Below are 17679 nucleotides of genomic sequence, written 5' to 3' on the forward strand. Positions count from 1 at the left end.
TCTGCGACGTGTGGCAACTGCGGCGAGACAGCCGTCACGTTTTGTGGTCCGACCTAAGGACTGCCAGGAGGCACGCGATCATCCGGTGCGCCGCGCGAATGCTTCCCCATACACCTTGGACCTGACCACGGGAAACCTGTCATCTGAAAGCTCGATTCCATCAGGCAGATTAATTGGCAGGAACAACAAATTCTTCTGCACCTGCAAGGTGTCGGGAACGGGTGTGTCGAGCGTCAGCACGCCGAGGTCCACCAGCGGACGATCGTCGGGCCAAGGCTGGCTTGGATCGTTGGTCTGGTCGCCAGGGGCAGCCAGTTGGGCCTTCAGATGGAACTCCACTGGCGTCTTCGCGACGCGCTGCGGCAGGTCGTCTATCAGATAGTCGGGATGTTTTCCGGCGGCCTCGTCACCCGTCAGATACACGACCTCTTCCGGCGTCATGACGTAGCGCACCGCCTGCCTGTTCCCCGCCTTGTCGACGAAGATGAACGCATTGAGGCCGCGGTACACCTCGTGCGCAAAACTGTCCGGCGTACCGGCGCTGGCGAAAGCCGCAGGGACCGTCGGATGGCTGGCGGCGAACTGGTCCAGTTTGTTCGGCTTGGGTGCATCCTCTGGACTTTCGCTAATGGCAACCAGCAAATCGCGGAAGCTTTCTGGCGTCGACACCGGGAAGAACTTCACCGCCAGTATCACCATGACGGCCTCGGATCCGTCCGGCAGATGGAACTTGATGGCCATGCCTTTGGGGTTGGCGGGAGCGCCGTCCGGAATAGTCGGAATGCCGCCGTCGTTGGAAAAACGCACGGTGATGGGAATGCGGCTGCCGTCAAAGAGCGGCGCGCGGCTCAATGCCGCCGCTGCGGGCGTCGCCACGAAGCTGCCTTTCACCACCACGCCTTTGGCGTGGTTGACCCGGTAGCCCGGATGGGCACCGTAGATCTTGTAGAAGGTGTCCACGATCTCCGTGACAAGCGACGCGTCGTCATCGCCGCCGGCCGTAGCCGAGGTCGACAGGCTTTCCGCCGGTAAATCACCCATTTGAAACCTCCGATTCCATAGAGAGGGGGCTGTTGCCGATCGACAACTCGCTTCAATCTAAGGGCTTTCACGTCGAATTCGAACAGCCGCTGCGGACAAACACACTTGAGTCGAAGGAAACGATCCTGCGCGCCGTGCGCCGCTGTTTGGTTCTCAAGCGCCGCAGGCCTAAGCATTGCGCCACGCGCAAGCGTTCAAGGGGAATGCGGCCGTCGACACCTCTTTTTCAACTCCGCTTGCCTGCTGAGCATCGAGTCGCGTGTCGATCCTTTCTGCGCGGGCAAGGCTGTTTATCCCTGACCGGGGGTTGGCTCGGCTTGCCGATAATCCTACATTTCTGTTCTGGGGCCCGTTCAAAACTGCGACTGAAAATTCTTTCCGTGCAGTTGGCAATTACGAGGGCGTAATTCATTACGGGAATTTGTCATTCGGAGAACGTACGATGAAGTCAGACGAGAAGCAAGAATTCAACATCACACGCATCAATTCAGGTTACTGGCGCGTCACCATTGACCACCCGCCGTTCAACATCTTCGGCCCGCAATCGATTCCGATGCTCAACAGCGTCGTCACCGAAATAGAAAACGATCCGAACGTGAAGGTCGTCGTATTCGACAGTGCGGTACCGGGATTTTTCCAGACTCATTTCGACTTTATTCCGCCGCTCGAGACCACCACCGGCATGGCGCCCGGCGCGGCGACGGGCTTGCCGCCGCTGCCCGATATTTTCGTCCGCCTGACCCGCTCGTCCGTGGTGACGATCGCGGCGATCCGTGGGCGAGCCAGTGGGGTTGGCAGTGAACTTGCACTCGCGTGCGACATGCGCTTTGCCAGCCGCGAAAAAGCCGTGCTGTCGCAATTCGAAATTGGCGGCGGCTTTACACCGGGAGGCGGGCCGATGGTACGCCTGCCGCGTCTGATCGGCCGGGGGCGTGCCCTGGAAGTGATGCTGAGTGGCAACGACTTTCCCGGTGACATCGCCGAACGTTACGGCTATGTCAATCGCGCCCTGCCCGATGCCGAACTGGACGAGTTCGTCGACACGCTGGCGCGCCGGATTGCAAGCTTCGACAAAGAGACCCTTGGTGATATCAAGCACATGGTCAATGCGTCCACCCTGCCTGCCAACGAGGAAGTCGCCGCGGAGTGGGCTTCGTTCATCACTTCGGTTCAACGCCCCGCAGCGCAGCGCGCGGTCACGAAACTGATGGAATTGGGGCTGCAGAAGAATCCCGACGTGGAAATCAATCTGCCCAAGTACACCGGCCAGGCCAATCAGCCTGACTAGCAAAAGCAGACACGCACGCCGGCCGTCATCCGGGCGGTTGACCGGTCGGCATGTGCCCAGATGTGACAAGGGAAGATCGACGTCAATCCGCAGGTGGCTCCCTTCCGAGGGAGCCACCGCATGGAGAGGTTTTGCATGAACGGTTATCTCAATCACTATATCGACGGCTCGTGGATCAAGGGTACAAGCGGGCGCAATCACAGTGTGATCAATCCGGCCACCGAAGAGCCCGTGAGCGAGGTGGTACTCGGCACCACCAGCGAAGTCGAAGTGGCTGTGAAGGCCGCCCGCACCGCCTTTGAGAAGATCCGGGCATCGACATGATCTCCTTTACTGGATCAACGCGTGCCGGAATCCTCGTCGCCAAGAACGCAGCGGACACGGTCAAGCGGGTTCATCAGGAGCTGGGCGGCAAGTGTCCGGACATCATCCTCGAAGGCACTCCGCTCGACGCGCCGCTGCGCGCCGTCGCGAGTGCGATCTTGATCAATTCTGGCCAGAGTTGCCACGCACCGACCGCGTCGCAGGCGGGCTCGGTCTGCCGGCGGGAATGTCCAAGGGATATTTCGTACGCCCAACTGTGTTCGGCGGCGTCTCTAACGACATGGTCATCGCCCGCGAAGAAATCTTTGGCCCGGTACTGGTCGTGATCCCCTTTGAGGACGAGGCGGACGCGATCCGCATTGCCAACGATACCCCTTACGGTTTGGCCGCCTATATCGCCGGCGACCCCGCCAAGGCAAAGACGATCGCGCCATTACTGCGCGCGGGCGGCATATACATCAACGTCGCGGGACTGACAGTCGACTTCGACGCGCCTTTTGGCGGTTATAAGCAATCGGACAACGGCCGCGAGTGCGGCAGGTTCGGCATCGTCGATTTTCTCGAGTCGAAATCGGTCGTCGGCGAACTGGTCTGAGTTTGGTCTGAGTCTGGCCTGACTCTGGCTTTGCTGTCGCCACCTTCTGGAGAATTACATGCTATCCCCAACCGGAGTCCATCCGGCTTTGCATATCTCGGCAATACGCACACGTTTCGTCAAGGTTCCCAAGCGCTTTCCGCCAGGAACCAGCGCCACCACCGTGAATTCCGCACCGCTGCTGTTGGTGGATCTGGAAACCCGGGAAGGGGTTGTGGGCCACTCCTATCTGTTCTGCTATCGGGAGAGCGGCGCAAAGGCCATCGCAGACATCGTGCAGGAAGCGGCAGGGCTGATTGACGGAATGGCCGTGACGCCAATGAAACTGATGGATTTTCTGGCGAAGCAATATACATTGCTCGGCGTCGCGGGCGTCGCGCGGATGGCATTGGTCTGTTTTCAGAAATTACGTGCATCTGCTCGCGGCAACGCCAACCGCGCATTGGCTTGGATACGTCAGTTGGGCCGACAATATCCTGCAGGAACCGTTGGTCGTCTCGGATGGCTACATTGCGCCGCCAAATAGACCCGGTCTCGGGTTGGCGTGGTCCGAGGAGAATGTGCGGCGCTTTCGCGTCGATTAAGTGGGTGCGTGTGGCGGCCCTGCTCTGAGCCGCAGGGCTTCGTCGTATCGCTTGCCGGCGTGGCGTCCGGCATCACTACGCTTTTCAGCGGCGACCAGCATCGATCCGTCCGAGCATCGATCTGCGCGCTGCAATCCGGCGCTAACCGCTAGAATTGCGGTTTTAGCCCGGAACACGCCCATGTCTTTCGCCACGCTTGGCCTGATCGATCCCTTGCTGCGTAATGTGCAGGACCTCAATTACCAGACACCTACGCCGGTGCAGGCCAAGGCGATTCCCGCTGTGCTCACCGGCAAGGATGTCATGGCCGAGGCGCAGACCGGCACCGGCAAGACAGCCGGTTTTGCACTGCCGCTGTTGCAACGGCTGGTGCAACACGGCCCGGCGGTGTCGAGCAACCGGGCGCGTGTTCTGGTGCTGGTGCCCACGCGTGAGCTGGCTGAACAAGTGCTGCAAAGCTTTATCGAATACGGTAAAGGCCTCGACTTACGCTTTCTTGTCGCCTACGGCGGCGTGAGCATCAACCCGCAGATGATGAAGTTGCGCAAAGGCGTGGATGTGCTCGTTGCCACGCCCGGTCGCTTGCTAGATCTCCATCGCCAGAACGCCGTGCAGTTTGATCAGATACAGACGCTCGTGCTGGATGAAGCCGATCGCATGCTGGATCTGGGCTTTGCGCGCGAACTCAACGCCGTCTTTGCCGCGTTGCCCACTCAGCGCCAGACCCTGCTGTTCTCCGCCACGTTTACCGAAGATATCCGCGCGATGGCGGCGAGCATTCTGCGCGACCCGGTCAATATCAGCGTCAGCCCGCCCAACGCCACGGCCAGCAAGATCAAGCAGTGGGTGGTGCCGGTGGATAAGAAGAACAAGCCTGACCTCTTCATGCACCTTGTGGCTGAGAACAACTGGGAACACGCGCTGGTGTTCGTCAAGACCCGCAATGGCGTGGAATACCTGGCGGCCATGCTGCACGAAGCGGGCTATGCGGTCGACACCATCCATGGCGACAAACCGCAACCCGCGCGCCTGCGTGCGCTGGAGCGCTTCAAGACGCGGGAAGTACAGATGCTGGTCGCCACCGATGTGGCTGCGCGCGGGCTGGATATCGACGATCTGCCGCTGGTGATCAACGTCGATCTGCCGATCGTCGCACAGGACTATGTGCACCGGATTGGCCGTACCGGCCGAGCGGGCGCCAGCGGCGTGGCGGTGTCCCTTGTGTGTGCCGATGAAGCGCCGCAACTGGCCGCGATTGAAGCGCTGATCCGGCAAACACTGCGCCGTGAAGAAGAGCCGGGGTTCGAGGCGGAGCACCGCGTGCCGCAAACCAGCGCGACGGGCGAGATCATCAAGAAACCCAAAAAGCCCAAGAAACCGAAGGTGGCACAAGCTGCGCCCCGCGCCGTGCAGGTGCAGGCGCTGAGCAAAAAGCTGCGCCCGCAAAGTGGCGCAAACAAACCCAAACCGGCGGCGCAGCGCGCTGTAGACGCGGGCAAAGGAACAAATTTTTCCAGCGGTAGCCCGTTCAGCGCGCAAAAGCCGCGTGGCAAACCTGCCAGCAAGCCGGCTGCGGGTTCACCTAAGCCGGCCGGCAAACCCGCTGGTGGCCGCGGCAAACGTCAACCCTGATCCGTTGTGATGAGTTGTGCGGGCACCTGCCGGTCACTTGCCTTCCTTTCGTGAACGCACCCTGGTTGCATCGTGAAACACGCCAGGGAGATGGGACGCGCACCACGCCCGCAAGGCTGTCGCGCGACCGTAGTTCGTGTGATATCCAAGTGCAACGACGGCGCGGTGACTGAGCAGCAGGCCGCGCCCTCCCGCTCCTCTGAGCTCGCTAACGGCGTCAATCTCGCCTGTCGTTCGCACCTGCCGCAGGAGCTGCGCGGTCTGCGCGCGTTTCAGGCCGAACAGGTGGGTGACCTGATCCATCTCCATCCACAGCGTATGTTCGTCTACCCGTGCTGCGACTGCTTGTTGCTCGTTGCGCAAACATATACGATAGGTTTCATAGCGATTCGCCTGGTGATCATCCGGTAGCGCTCGCGCTCCCGAAGATTGCCGTTTCCGGTTATTCCGCGCTGATGGTCGTGACGGGCACCCACTTCGCGTCTTTTACCTGATAAAGCGTCGAGGTCGGGTGCTTCAGGTCGCCGTATGAATCGAACGTAATGCTCCCCGTGACGCCGTCGTACCGGGTCGTTCTCAGCGCAGACATAAACACTTCCGGCTTTGCCGAATTCGCCTGCTTCATCGCGTTGATAGCGACCCAGGCGCAGTCATACGCAAACGGCGCAAAGGTCAACGTGTCGGCGCCAAATCGCTTCTTGAACTTTTCCGCGAATGCTTTTCCCTGAGGAAGCGACTCGACGGGTCGTCCGTACTCCCACGCCATTGCACCTTCGGCCGCACTGCCTGCAGAGCCCGTGAAGGTACTGTCGGCAATCCCACCGCTTCCCACGAACTGCGTCTTCATGCCGAGCTGTTTCATCCGTTCGGTCAGGAGTCCAGCCTGATTATCAAGCCCGACGAAGAACAGAAGATCGGCGTTGGCCGCCTTGATATTCGTCAGTTGTGCGTTGAATTCGACGGCCTTGTCGGTCGTGTATTCAGACGCGACGATGTGGCCGCCGGCCGCCGCGACCGCCTTCTTCATTGAGCCGTGTGATGACCGCGGCCGAGGTCAAGGCGCTCGGAGGCACGAATTTGTGGGCGCTGATACCCGCGGACCCGATGGGCACCACCGTCCGGCGTCTCGCGACCGACCGTATCTGCGTTCGCAATCATTTTGCGTTCAGACCGGACCTGGAGGTTTCGCCGGGGGATCTGCGCAAGGCACGACATCTGCATCAGCGTTCCTTCGACCGGCGCTTTCCCATGCTCAAGGACGTCGAACTGGAATATACGTGGGGTGGCGCGCTGTGTCTGTCTGCCAACAGCGGCGCGCTGTTCGGCAAAAGAGACGACGGCCTGTATCAGGCGATCGGTTGCAACGGCCTGGGTCTCAGCCGGGGCTCGGCATCGGGAAAGGTCATCGCCGAATACGCATTGGGTATGACCAACGACCTGACCCAGCAGCTTCTGGGTCAACCCAAACCACGTCCGCTGCCCATACGCCCGATTGCCGATCAGGCGGTGTCCACTGCGATATGGGTCAAGGAATTCTCGGCGGGAGCCAAACTTTAATCGAGTGAGGATAAAAATGGCGACATTTGAAGAGTGGAAAAAGCGCGCGGACGCACTGTCGCTGGATGGTCGCGCCTTCATAGACGGCGTGCGCTGTACAGCGGTTTCGTCGGAGACATTCCCGACGCTGAATCCGGCCAATGGCAAAGTGCTTGCGGAGATCGCTCGTTGTGAAAGCAGAGATGTCGATCGCGCGGTGCGCGCCGCGAAGGAGTCCTTCGAATCAGGCATCTGGTCGAAAGCCACACCGGCGCACCGGAAGTCTGTGCTGCTGCGCCTTGCGCAACTGATTGAGGAAAACACCGACGAACTGGCCATGCTCGAAGCGCTCGAAGCGGGCAAGCCCGTCTCGGAGTGTCTGGGCTTGGACATTCCAGAATCGGCTGCCTGTATCCGCTGGCACGCCGAGGTGACCGACAAGCGCTACGACGCACTCTCGACGCGTAGCTCGAAAAAATTCAGGACATCCTGGCAAGCTGGAAGACAAGTCATCCTTTGGACCCGGACGTCAAACTTGGCGCCCTGATCGAGCAAAAGCACCATGCCAAGGTTCTGGGTCATATCGAACAGGCCAGCGCCGAAGGCGCGCGACTCGTGTGCGGCGGGAAAGCTACGCTCGCTGACACTGGTGGCTGGTACGTCGAGCCGGCCATCTTCGATAACGTCACGCCCGACATGAGCATAGCGAGAGATGAGGTATTCGGCCCGGTTCTCTGCGTTATCGCCTACCAGGACGTGGACGAAGCCGTACGGATTGCCAACGATACCTGTTACGGACTGGCTGCGTCGTTATGGACAGACAATGTCAACCACGCGCACAAGGTAGCGGCAAAAATTCGCGCCGGGACTGTCACGGTCAACTGTTTCGGCGAGGGCGACCTGTCGACACCCTTTGGCGGCTTCAAGCAGTCAGGGTTTGGCGGGCGCGACAAATCGGTCTACGCGCACGATCAACTGGCCCACCGGCTCGAGACGTCGGTGCGCCAGCTCGAACGATTGTTCAACACTGAAGTGGGCGATACGCCGCTGTCTTATGGGCGACAACTGCGTATTCGTACCGCCGCCTGGCTGCTAACCAGTTCGGACCGGACCGTGACCGATATCGCGTCCTCTTGCGGATTCTCCGATGCATCGCATCTGGGGCGCGAATTCCGTAAATCGTTTGGGGAATCTCCCATTGCCTACAGACTGCAAGGCGCGCATGCGGGAGCGGCGAAATGAGCCACTTTTGAGCGACATGCGTCGGCTTGAGTCTATCTGCGAAATTCCCGCCTGTGATCGCAACCGGGACGGGCTCCCACGAATCAACATTCGCATCCGAAAGTCATATACTGGCTTGATTCCCCGGCTGTTTCTAACGCAGGGGTGATTAGCGTGCGCCTACTCATTCGAGCTGGTTGAATGCGCTTGCTGCAGGACAGCTAACGGAATTGTGCCTGCCTCGGATCAGACGCCAGAGGCTGCGTCGTCGGTTTGCGCAGCTTCTATTGCGCCCACTGGACGGCCTCACATCACGTGGACCGAGCTTCCCCGCAACTGCCTGTTGGACGAAGCCATGCTGACAATCGACGACATCCGGGCAATTCCACTGTTTTCAACACTCTCTGACGCCGAACTGGAGCATCTCGCGCACACGTGCGCAGACCTGCATCTGTGCGCGGGTGAGTTCGCAGTTCACGAAGGTGGCGAGCGCGCGCTGTACGCGGTTCTGACCGGCAAGATGGAAGTCATCAAGACCTTCGACGGTATCGAGCGCAGGTTGGGCTGGCGCCTGCCCGGCACCATCTTTGGCGAAGTGCCGCTCGCGCTGAGTTCGCCGTTTCCAGGCGCCTATCGGGCGGCAGAGCCGTCACGTGTCATGCGCGTCGACGCGCAGCGCTACTACACACTGGCTGCCGCCTCGCCGGACATTGCGCTCAAGATGGGTGCCCTTGCGCGCGAGCGCATTGGCGGGCTGCAGGGCCTGTCCGCCGAATCGCCCAAGGCGCGCGTGACCATGATTGGAGCTCGCTGGGACACCGCTTGCGCGGCGTTACGCCAGTTCCTCGCCCGCAATCAGATCAGCTACGACTGGATGACACCGGACGCCCCCGAACTCACGTCACGCTGGTCTGGAACCTGTCCGCCCGAACAGGATTGTCCGGTGTTGAAACTGGTCGACGGCACGGTGCTGAGCCGACCGGCCACACGCGCGCTTGCCGAGTTGCTGGGTCTGCAGACACAGCCTCGCCTCGCCCGCTACGACACGATGATCATCGGTGGCGGCCCGGCGGGTCTTGCTGCGGCGGTCTACGGTGCGTCGGAAGGCTTGAGTACCGTGGTGCTGGAGCGCGAAGCACCCGGTGGGCAGGCCGGGACCTCCTCGCGTATCGAGAATTACCTTGGCTTCCCCAACGGTGTGTCGGGCGACGAACTGGCGAGCCGTGCCCTGCAGCAGGCCAGGCGGCTTGGGGCTGAGATTCTGGTGACACGGTCGGTCGCCCGAATCGATGTCGCCGGGCGTCGCGTTCACCTCGACGGCGGCGACGTGATCCAGGCACGAACGATCATTCTCGCGACCGGCGTCACGTGGCGTCGCCTCGCAATCGACGGCTTCGACCGGTTTATCGGCAAAGGCATTTATTACGGTGCCTCACGCAGCGAAGCGAATGCCACCCAGGGACTCGACGTCTATCTGATCGGCGGCGGAAACTCGGCCGGCCAGGCCGCGTTGTACTTTGCCAATCATGCGCGCAGGGTGACGCTTCTGATGCGTGGGGATTCGCTGCAGAAGAGCATGTCGCGCTACCTTGTCGAGCAGCTTCGTGGGAAGGCCAACGTCGAGGTGCAATTGCGCTCGGAAGTTGTCGGCGCGTACGGCGAGACCCATTTGACAGCGATCGACGTACGCGATGCGCCAAGCGCCGAGGTGCGTCGACACGACTGTGGCGGCTTGTTCGTCTTCATTGGCGCGGATGCAGAGACTGACTGGTTGCCGCCGGAGATTGCACGCGATGCGCGCGGCTACGTTCTCACCGGGGACGACGTCGTCAAGGCGGGACGGTGGTCCCACAGCCGGGATCCCTATCTCCTCGAGTCCAGCGTTCCCGGCGTGTTTGCCTGTGGGGATGTCAGGTTGAGCCCCGTCAAGCGGGTCGCCTCAGCGGTTGGAGAAGGCAGCATGGCGATCGCGTTTGCTCACAAGTATCTGCAGCACGACGCAAGCTAGCACCGCCGAAAACGATTCCGCCCTACAGGCTAGCCTTCTTGGTGTGGACGACAGGAAAGTCGATCACGGTCGAGGCCACCGCATTGATATAGTTCGTCCACACATTAAACGCCACATTCAACACGATCTCGACCACCGCCGCTTCGCTATAGCCCGCTGCCTTGACCGCGCTGAGATCGGCGTCCGATACGCGACCGCGCGCTTCGGCGACCTTCTTTGCAAACAGCACGCCGGCGGCGGCCGTCGGATCGTTGGAGCCGCCGTTCCGGTTCGCGGTGATTTCAGTATCGTCGAGCTTCGCGACGTTTCTTGCGAAATAAATGTGAGCGGACAAGCTGTAGTCGCAGCCGTTCACTTCGGCAACGGCGAGCGCGATGCGCTCACGCATCTGCGCCGAGAGCTCGCCCTTGTCCAGTGCGCTCTTCAGATTCAGATAACCCTCCAGGGCCGCCGGGCTGTTGCCCACCATGCGGAACTGGTTGGGCACGGCACCCAGTTGCCGGTTGACCATTTCGAGCAGCGGTTGAGATGCGGCCGGGGCTTCCGCGACGGTGGCTGGGGTAGCAATACGGGTCATGAGTCTCCCCTTGGAGAATGAGTTGCACGGGTGCAATTGAGGCACATACGATCCCCTCCCGCAGCGGGAGAGAATCCGTTAACATCGAACATCTTTCCTGCTGTTGCCGAGAGGATCATGGACCGTCTCGAAGCGATGTCCCTGCTGATCGCAGTCGTCGACGCAGGCAGTCTCTCGGCGGCGTCCCGGCAGCTCGCCATCCCGCTGGCAACCGTCAGCCGCAAGGTCAGCGAACTCGAAGCACATCTGAAGACCCGCCTGCTCCAACGCACCACGCGCCAGCTTTCGCTGACCGAGGCGGGCGAATCCTATGTCGCATCCTGCCGGCGCCTCCTCGAGGAAATCGAGGAAGTCGAGCGGGCCGCAACCGGCGAATACGCGGTCCCGAAAGGCTATCTGGTGGCCACGGCACCCGTGGTCCTCGGGCGCTTGCATATCGTCCCCGTCATGGCATCTTTCCTCGAGCATTATCCCGACATTACCGCGCGCCTCTTTCTGATCGATCGCAACGTCCATTTTCTCGAGGAACATGTCGACGTCGCGGTACGCATCGGTGAATTGCCGGACAGCGCACTCGTTGCCATACGCGTCGGCGAAACGCGTTCTATCGTGTGCGCAAGCCCCGCTTATCTGGCCGCTCACGGCACCCCCGGAACGCCCGCTGAACTCGCCAACCATGCCTGCATCAGCTTCAATGGACTCACCTCGTCGCGGGCATGGACCTTCTCCGACGGGAAATCGCAACAGACCGTGCCGATCCACTCGCGGCTGGTGACGAACACTGCGGATTCGGCCATGAATGCCGCCATGCTCGGCGCGGGGCTCACTCGCCTTCTGTCCTATCACGTGGTCGACGCCGTACGCGAAGGCCGCCTGCAAATCGTACTGGAGCCATTCGAGTTGGCGCCTTTGCCGATCCATCTCGTTCATGCCGGGCAAGCGCCGCTGCCGCTCAAGTTGCGAGCCTTTCTGGACTTCATGTCACCACGCCTCAAGGCTCGCATCTCCACCGCCTGATCGGAATCGTTACGGATAACTGATTGACCGCGTGCGTCAGCGGCTTGCCAGGTCATCTTTAGTCCAGCCGCCACCCACCGCGCGAATCAGGTCGACATTCGCATCCAGCTGCTGCGTTCGAAGCGCAATAACGCTGCGTTCCGATTGAAGCGCGGCGGACTGCGCCTCCACCACGTCGAGATAGCTGACCGCGCCGCGCCGATAACGCGAGAGCGACAGGTTAACCGACGTATCCGCTGCCGTGGCCGCGTCTTGCTGCTGATTCGTTGCGGTACCCAGATCGTCGAGCAAGGTGAGGTCGTCTTCCACCTGCCTGAATGAGGCCAATACCACGCTTCGGTAGCGGTCGCCCTCCTCCGAGGTTGCCGCTTTCGCGGAGTTGAGCTGGGCCCGCCGCTTACCGCCGTCCAGCAGGTACACCCCAAGCGTGGGTCCGATCGTCCAGAAGGAACTGGGCGCGCTGAGCAGATCCGCGAGCACCGAGCTTTGCGCGCCGCCCGCCGCACTGAGCGTCAGTGACGGGAAGTACGCGGCACGTGCCACGCCGATTCGCTTGTTTGCCTCCGCTACGCGGCGCTCGGCTGCGGCGATATCCGGCCGCCGTTGCAGCAACGCCGATGGCACGCCAACGGGAATGACGGGCAATGGGATGGGCTGGGTGCTCGCCGCAATCCGGAAGTCCGACGGCGACGCGCCAACCAGCACGGCAATCGCGTGTTCCAGTAGCGCTCGCCTGGCTCTGACCTGGGTGAGGTCCGACTCCGCCGACGACAACTGGGTGGTCGCACGCGCCACGTCCAGACCGGACACGATCCCCGCGGCATGCCGGCTACTGGTCAGATCGAGTGCCTTCTGATACGCCGCGTCCGTTCCCTCGATCAACTGGATCTGCTGATCGAGGCCGCGCAGGTCGATGTAGCTTCGCGCCAGCTCGATTTCGAGGCTCAACTGCGTCGACGCCAGATCGGCTTTCGATGCCTCGCCCTCATCCCGGCTTGCCGCAACGGAATCGCGCACGCGCCCCCACAGATCGACTTCGTAGTCGACCTGGACGCCCAGCGTGGCCGAGTTGTAGTCGGTCGGTCCAGTGGGGCTGCGCAACGGCCTCGTGTCCGACTCGCGGTCACGCTGGATATTGCCGGCGGTGGATACCTGTGGATACAGCTCCGATTTGACCTGCTTGATGTATTCGTCAGCCTGCACGTAGTGGAAATACGCGGCGCGCAGGTCGGGGTTACTCGCGATCAGGCGTTGCTCGAGGTCGTCGAGTTCGGGCTCCTGGTAAAGTTTCCACCAGCCGGCGCGGTCGAGCTGGTCAGCCGGACTGGCCGTGGTCCACGGTCCTTGAGACTGATACTGCGCGGCGACGGGTACATCCGGCACCTGATAGTGCGGCGCGAGCGAGCACGCGGCGAGCAGCGCGGCACTCGCGACTGACGCCAGGGTCCGATAGTTAGCCATGGCTCGTCACCTTGGCCGCGGGGTTGCTCACCTGGACATGATCGCCGTCGACCAGACCGTCGGGCGGCGTGTCGATCACGCGGTCAGTGGCAGCCAGTCCTGAGCCGATATCAACCGCGTTGCCCAGATCCTGCAGAATCGCCACGGACTTGAAACGCACCGCGTTATGCTCGTCGACCGTCGCGAGACGCAGGCCCTGGTTGTCGAAGATCAGCGCGCTGGCGGGCACGCGCAACGCACCGGCGCGCGCCGGCAACGCAAAGTGCAGATTCACGAAGCCGCCGGGCAGCAGCAGATGACCAGGATTGTCGACCAGCAACTGCACGAGCGTGGTTCCCGACGCCGCGTTGACCGAGTCGGCCAGACCCACGACCGTCGCCGTGAAGCTCTTGCCTGGATACTCGGGGACGGTGAAGGTGGCGGTGCCACCGGGTTTGATCTGCGGCGAGTTTTCTTGCGGCACCCGGACGTACAGGCGCAGCTTGTCCACGCTCGATACGGAAAACAGCTGCGGCCCGGTGCCTCCGCCGGCATTGATCAATGCGCCGACGTCGGTGTCGCGCGCGGTGATCACCCCGTCGAACGGTGCGACGATTCTCGCGAAACTCTTGGTCGCGGCCAAGCGGTCGACGTTTGCCTGAGCCGCTTCCACGCGGGCCTGTTTCGCCACATAGTCCTGCGTGCGGTCGTCGACTTCCTGGCGCGACACGGAATCGGAACTCAGCAGTCCCTGCCAGCGGTCGGCCGTCGTCTTGGCAAGCGCGGCATCGGCTTTCGCGCTGGCCAGGTCGGCCTTCGCCTGATTCAACTGCTGGTCGAGTTCAGGTGTGTCGATGACGGCGAGTTCCTCGCCTGCCTTGACCTGGCTGCCGATATCCACGCGCCACGACTTCAGGTATCCGCTGACACGCGCATAGATCGGCGCGCTCTCGAAGGCCTCCAGCCGGCCGGGCAGATCCAGCGAGCCGCCCGGTGCTTCCTTGGCGGGTATCACGACATTCACGGACGGCACCGCCTGAGTTTCAGTCCATGCTTCGAGCTGATGCTCGTGTTTCAGGCGATGGGTAATGCCGCCCACCACGATGATGACAGCGAGCGCACCACCAATGATGCCTGCAAGCGAAAGCTGGCGTTGCGGCAGCGCCGCACGCGGTGTAGGTTCATACGACATGAGAGTGATCTCCGGAAATCGGTGCGGGCGAGGTGCGACCCTGACGCGAATGGAACATGCAAAAGACGGCAGGCACGAGGAACAGCGTGGCGGCGGTGGCGAACAGCAATCCGCCAATCACCGCGCGGCCGAGCGGCGCGTTCTGCTCGCCGCCTTCGCCGAGTGCCAGTGCCATGGGCGCCATGCCGATGATCATCGAGAGCGCCGTCATCAGGACGGGACGAAACCGGGTCGAACCCGCCTCGAGTGCAGCCTTGAACGCGTCGCCGTGTTCGGCCAGACGTTCGCGGCAGAAGCTCACCACCAGGATGGCATTGGCGGTGGCCACGCCCATACACATGATGGCGCCCGTGAGTGCGGGAACCGACAGGGTCGTGTTGGTGGCGAACAGCATCCACACGATGCCGGCCAATGCGCCGGGTAAAGCAGAAACAATCACCAGCGGATCGGTCCACGACTGGAAGTTGATCACGATCAGCAGGTAAATCAGCACGACCGCGCCGAGCAACCCGAAGATCAGGCCGCTGAATGCGTTGTTCATGGTCTGGACCTGGCCGAGCAGCACCACCTTCGCACCCTTCGGCACGCCCTTCGCATTGGCCGCAACGATGCGGTTGATATCAGCGGAAACCGCACCCAGGTCACGACCTTGGGTGGTGGCGAAGATTTCCACCATCGGCTGGACGTTGTAGTCGCTGACCACCTCGTTGCTGGCGGTGCGATGGATACTGGCCACGCCGCCGAGAACCTGTCCTTCGTTGGCCGCACTGCTGCCGGTCAGCGGCAGATTCATCAGGGACGGCAGCGAATCGAGACCGTATTGCGGCGTCTGCACGACGATCGGATATTCCACGCCATTGGCCGGATTGAGCCAGTACGTCGGCGCAATCTGACCCGATCCCGCCAGGTGCACCACCAGGCTGTTGGTGACATCGCGTTCGGTGATGCCCTGCAGCTGCGCATGGGTACGGTCGACGTCGATATTGAGCTGCGGATTGGCCTGCGACTGCTCGATGCGCGCATCGACCACACCGGGAACATGGCGGATCTGACGCAGCATCAGGTTGGCGTAGGCAAAGTCGGCGGGCAGATTCTTGCCGCGAATCTGCAGGTCGATCGGTGCCGGCGAGCCGAAGTTCAGGATCTGACCGACGATGTCCGCCGGCGGGAACGAGAACGTGACGCCCGGGAATTCGCGCGGCAATTCCTCGCGCAACTTGCGAACGTAGGCGGCGGTAGGATGGTGGCCCTCGTTGAGTGCGATCTGAATATCGCCGTCCTGCGAGCCGATCGTTCCGGTGTTGTTGTAAGCCGTATTGATGGAACTGGTCGACAGCCCCATGTTGTCGACGACCGTGCCGAGTTCAGAGGGCGGAATCGTCGCCCGCACGCGGTTTTCCACATCCGCGAAGATCTCAGCGGTCGCCTCGATACGCGTACCGACTGGCGCACGCACATGCAACAGAATCTGGCCGGCGTCGACATCCGGGAAGAAGTTGCGCCCGAGAAACGGCACCAGCGCGAACGACAGCACAACGAATCCGAAGAACGCGACGACAAAACCACGCCGGCGGTTCAACAGCAGCTCAAGGATTCCACTGTAGCTCGAACGGATCCGTTCGAAACTGCGTTCGAAGCCGCGTTGAAACCGCACCAGCGGGTTCGAAGAAACCTGATGCACGACTTCCGCGCCTTGTACGTGAGGCTTGAGCATGTACTTGGCCATCGTCGGCACGAGCGTGCGCGACAGGATGAACGACGAGATCATCGCGAAGATCACCGCTTCTGCCATCGGCACGAACAGAAAGCCCGCTACGCCGCCGAGGAAGAACATCGGCACGAACACGATACAGATACACAGCAGCGAAACGAACGCCGGCGTGACGATCTGCGCGGCGCCGTCGAGAATCGCGGGCTCGACTTCCTTGCCTTGCTCCAGGTGCCAGTTGATGTTCTCGATGGTCACCGTCGCGTCGTCGACGAGAATCCCCACGGCGAGCGCGAGCCCGCCGAGCGTCATGATGTTCAGCGTCTCTCCGAGCGCCGTCAGGATCGAGATCGACCCGAGAATCGCGAGCGGAATGGAGGTTGCGATGATGACGGTCGAGCGCCAGCTACCCAGAAACAGCAGGATCATGACGCTCGTGAGCAGCGCGGCAATCACGCCTTCGCGGGCAACGCCGGTAATGGCAGAACGAACGAATATCGACTGGTCGCCGATCGGATCGATCCGCAGGTTGTCGGGCAAGGAGGCTTTGGCATCGAGCGCCTTCTGGCGGATGCCGGCGATGATGGACAAGGTGGAGGCCGAACCGTTCTTGAACACGGTAAGCAGAACTGAGCGCTTTCCTGCCACGTGAACAATGTTCGGTTGCGGCGGCGCGCCATCGGTCACATCGGCGACGTCGCGCATATACACGGTGGTGCCGTTGGCCGATTTGACCGGCATGTCAGCAATCGCAGCAATCGTCGACGGAGCGTCGTTCAACAGCAGCGTGTACTCGGTCTTGCCGATCTTTTCCGTGCCCACCGGTGTAATCAGATTCTGTGCCGCCAATGCAGCCTGCACGTCCGCGGCAGACAGGCCGCGAGCCTCGAGTTCAGACGGCTTGACGTTGATCTGAACCTGCCGCGTTTTACCGCCGAATGGAAACGGGATGGCTGCGCCGGCTACCGACGTCAACATCGGCCGCAACTGGTTCAGGCCCAGGTCCGCCAGATTCTGCTCGGAGAGACCCTTGCCGGACAGCGCGAGCTGGATGACAGGCACCGTGGAGGCGTTGTAATTGAGCACAAAAGGCGGCGTCTCGCCAGGCGGCAACTGTTTCAGGATTTCCTGCGAGATCGACGTGACCTGCGCATTCGCCGTCGCGATGTTGGTACCGGGCTGGAAGAAAATCTTCACGACGCCATAGCCGTTGAGCGAGGTACCTTCAATGTGTTCGACGCTGTTGACCGTCGTGGTCAACACCCGCTGGAACGGCGCCATGATGCGCCCTTCCATCTGGTCCGGCGAAAGTCCCGTGTACTGCCACACCACGCTGACAACCGGGATGTTGATGCTGGGGAAGATATCCGTAGGAGCACGAAGCGCAGACAGACAGCCAACGATAAGAATAAAGATGGCCATCACAACGAACGTGTAAGGCCTTTTGAGCGCAATGCGCACGATGCCAATCATAAAAATCCCACGATTCAAAGCCAGCGGACACCCGACTCACGGT

General features: G+C 61.6%; 13 protein-coding genes and 5 pseudogenes. 12 read left to right on the forward strand and 6 right to left on the reverse strand.

Annotated elements, in window-relative coordinates; all coding sequences use genetic code 11:
* Positions 1–78: 78 nt before the first annotated feature.
* On the reverse strand, positions 79–1041 hold the full coding sequence (locus P3T43_RS07175; protein WP_429280362.1) for a catalase family peroxidase: 963 nt from the start codon (positions 1039–1041) through the stop codon (positions 79–81).
* Between the two features lie 442 nt (positions 1042–1483).
* On the opposite strand from P3T43_RS07175, the gene P3T43_RS07180 reads away from it, so the two are divergent.
* The 7 genes and pseudogenes from P3T43_RS07180 to P3T43_RS07210 all read left to right on the forward strand — a co-directional run bounded on the left by P3T43_RS07180 (position 1484) and on the right by P3T43_RS07210 (position 5875).
* Positions 1484–2329, forward strand: a complete 846-nt coding sequence (locus P3T43_RS07180; protein WP_429280507.1) for an enoyl-CoA hydratase/isomerase family protein — start codon at positions 1484–1486, stop codon at positions 2327–2329.
* A 135-nt stretch (positions 2330–2464) separates the two neighbouring features.
* Positions 2465–2653 (forward strand): aldehyde dehydrogenase family protein, encoded by a 189-nt coding sequence (locus P3T43_RS07185; protein ID WP_429280363.1) that lies wholly within the window; start codon positions 2465–2467, stop codon positions 2651–2653.
* Positions 2638–3248 (forward strand): annotated as a pseudogene (locus P3T43_RS07190) (aldehyde dehydrogenase family protein); the annotation flags it as partial. The gene P3T43_RS07185 and the pseudogene P3T43_RS07190, both read left to right, overlap by 16 nt.
* Positions 3249–3306: 58 nt before the next feature.
* A pseudogene (locus P3T43_RS07195) lies at positions 3307–3603 on the forward strand (hypothetical protein); the annotation flags it as partial.
* Positions 3604–3658: 55 nt separating this feature from the next.
* Positions 3659–3832 carry an enolase C-terminal domain-like protein gene (locus P3T43_RS07200; RefSeq protein ID WP_429280364.1) on the forward strand — a complete coding sequence of 58 codons (174 nt, stop codon included), beginning with the start codon at positions 3659–3661 and terminating at the stop codon, positions 3830–3832.
* 180 nt (positions 3833–4012) lie between these two features.
* Positions 4013–5464 (forward strand): DEAD/DEAH box helicase, encoded by a 1452-nt coding sequence (locus tag P3T43_RS07205; protein WP_429280365.1) that lies wholly within the window; start codon positions 4013–4015, stop codon positions 5462–5464.
* Between the two features lie 165 nt (positions 5465–5629).
* Entirely contained in the window at positions 5630–5875 is a 246-nt protein-coding gene (locus P3T43_RS07210) for a hypothetical protein (protein ID WP_429280366.1), read from the forward strand.
* A 31-nt stretch (positions 5876–5906) separates the two neighbouring features.
* On the opposite strand, the pseudogene P3T43_RS07215 reads toward P3T43_RS07210, so the two are convergent.
* Positions 5907–6488, reverse strand: a pseudogene (locus P3T43_RS07215) (branched-chain amino acid ABC transporter substrate-binding protein); the annotation flags it as partial.
* Between P3T43_RS07215 and P3T43_RS07220 the strand changes: the two are divergent.
* The 4 genes and pseudogenes from P3T43_RS07220 to P3T43_RS07235 all read left to right on the forward strand — a co-directional run.
* Positions 6485–7021, forward strand: a pseudogene (locus tag P3T43_RS07220) (FAD-dependent oxidoreductase); the annotation flags it as partial. The pseudogenes P3T43_RS07215 and P3T43_RS07220 overlap by 4 nt on opposite strands.
* A 16-nt stretch (positions 7022–7037) precedes the next feature.
* Positions 7038–7975: pseudogene (locus P3T43_RS07225) on the forward strand (aldehyde dehydrogenase family protein); the annotation flags it as partial.
* Positions 7976–8032: 57 nt separating this feature from the next.
* Entirely contained in the window at positions 8033–8242 is a 210-nt protein-coding gene (locus P3T43_RS07230; protein WP_429280508.1) for a helix-turn-helix domain-containing protein, read from the forward strand.
* Positions 8243–8576: 334 nt separating this feature from the next.
* A complete protein-coding gene (locus tag P3T43_RS07235) occupies positions 8577–10229 on the forward strand; it encodes an FAD-dependent oxidoreductase (protein ID WP_429280367.1) in 1653 nt (550 codons plus the stop codon).
* A gap of 22 nt (positions 10230–10251) precedes the next feature.
* Here the strand turns inward: P3T43_RS07235 and P3T43_RS07240 are convergent, their stop codons facing one another.
* The gene (locus tag P3T43_RS07240; RefSeq protein WP_429280368.1) at positions 10252–10806 is read right to left on the reverse strand and encodes a carboxymuconolactone decarboxylase family protein; all 555 of its coding nucleotides are present in this window, start codon (positions 10804–10806) and stop codon (positions 10252–10254) included.
* Between the two features lie 117 nt (positions 10807–10923).
* Here P3T43_RS07240 and P3T43_RS07245 point away from each other — a divergent pair, with 117 nt between their 5' ends.
* The gene (locus P3T43_RS07245) at positions 10924–11823 is read left to right on the forward strand and encodes a LysR family transcriptional regulator (protein WP_429280369.1); all 900 of its coding nucleotides are present in this window, start codon (positions 10924–10926) and stop codon (positions 11821–11823) included.
* A 36-nt stretch (positions 11824–11859) separates the two neighbouring features.
* Here P3T43_RS07245 and P3T43_RS07250 read toward each other — a convergent pair whose 3' ends face one another.
* The 3 genes from P3T43_RS07250 to P3T43_RS07260 are packed head-to-tail and all read right to left on the reverse strand — an operon-like array spanning position 11860 to position 17636.
* Complete coding sequence (locus tag P3T43_RS07250) at positions 11860–13284, reverse strand: efflux transporter outer membrane subunit (protein WP_429280370.1); 1425 nt, start codon at positions 13282–13284, stop codon at positions 11860–11862.
* Complete coding sequence (locus tag P3T43_RS07255) at positions 13277–14455, reverse strand: efflux RND transporter periplasmic adaptor subunit (RefSeq protein ID WP_429280371.1); 1179 nt, start codon at positions 14453–14455, stop codon at positions 13277–13279. The genes P3T43_RS07250 and P3T43_RS07255 overlap by 8 nt, the downstream gene beginning before the upstream one ends.
* Positions 14445–17636 carry an efflux RND transporter permease subunit gene (locus P3T43_RS07260; RefSeq protein WP_429280372.1) on the reverse strand — a complete coding sequence of 1064 codons (3192 nt, stop codon included), beginning with the start codon at positions 17634–17636 and terminating at the stop codon, positions 14445–14447. Before P3T43_RS07260 ends, P3T43_RS07255 begins: the two co-directional genes overlap by 11 nt.
* Positions 17637–17679: the final 43 nt, after the last annotated feature.

The organism is Paraburkholderia sp. GAS41, assembly GCF_050436545.1.
GTDB lineage: Bacteria > Pseudomonadota > Gammaproteobacteria > Burkholderiales > Burkholderiaceae > Paraburkholderia.

Bases quoted from the DNA above. Each gene is read 5' to 3' on its own strand.
- P3T43_RS07235 (WP_429280367.1), top strand. From the start codon at position 8,577: ATGCTGACAATCGACGACATCCGGGCAATTCCACTGTTTTCAACACTC.
- P3T43_RS07180 (WP_429280507.1), top strand. From the start codon at position 1,484: ATGAAGTCAGACGAGAAGCAAGAATTCAACATCACACGCATCAATTCA.
- P3T43_RS07240 (WP_429280368.1), bottom strand. From the start codon at position 10,806: ATGACCCGTATTGCTACCCCAGCCACCGTCGCGGAAGCCCCGGCCGCA.
- P3T43_RS07185 (WP_429280363.1), top strand. From the start codon at position 2,465: ATGAACGGTTATCTCAATCACTATATCGACGGCTCGTGGATCAAGGGT.
- P3T43_RS07205 (WP_429280365.1), top strand. From the start codon at position 4,013: ATGTCTTTCGCCACGCTTGGCCTGATCGATCCCTTGCTGCGTAATGTG.
- P3T43_RS07250 (WP_429280370.1), bottom strand. From the start codon at position 13,284: ATGGCTAACTATCGGACCCTGGCGTCAGTCGCGAGTGCCGCGCTGCTC.
- P3T43_RS07255 (WP_429280371.1), bottom strand. From the start codon at position 14,455: ATGTCGTATGAACCTACACCGCGTGCGGCGCTGCCGCAACGCCAGCTT.
- P3T43_RS07260 (WP_429280372.1), bottom strand. From the start codon at position 17,636: ATGATTGGCATCGTGCGCATTGCGCTCAAAAGGCCTTACACGTTCGTT.
- P3T43_RS07175 (WP_429280362.1), bottom strand. From the start codon at position 1,041: ATGGGTGATTTACCGGCGGAAAGCCTGTCGACCTCGGCTACGGCCGGC.
- P3T43_RS07245 (WP_429280369.1), top strand. From the start codon at position 10,924: ATGGACCGTCTCGAAGCGATGTCCCTGCTGATCGCAGTCGTCGACGCA.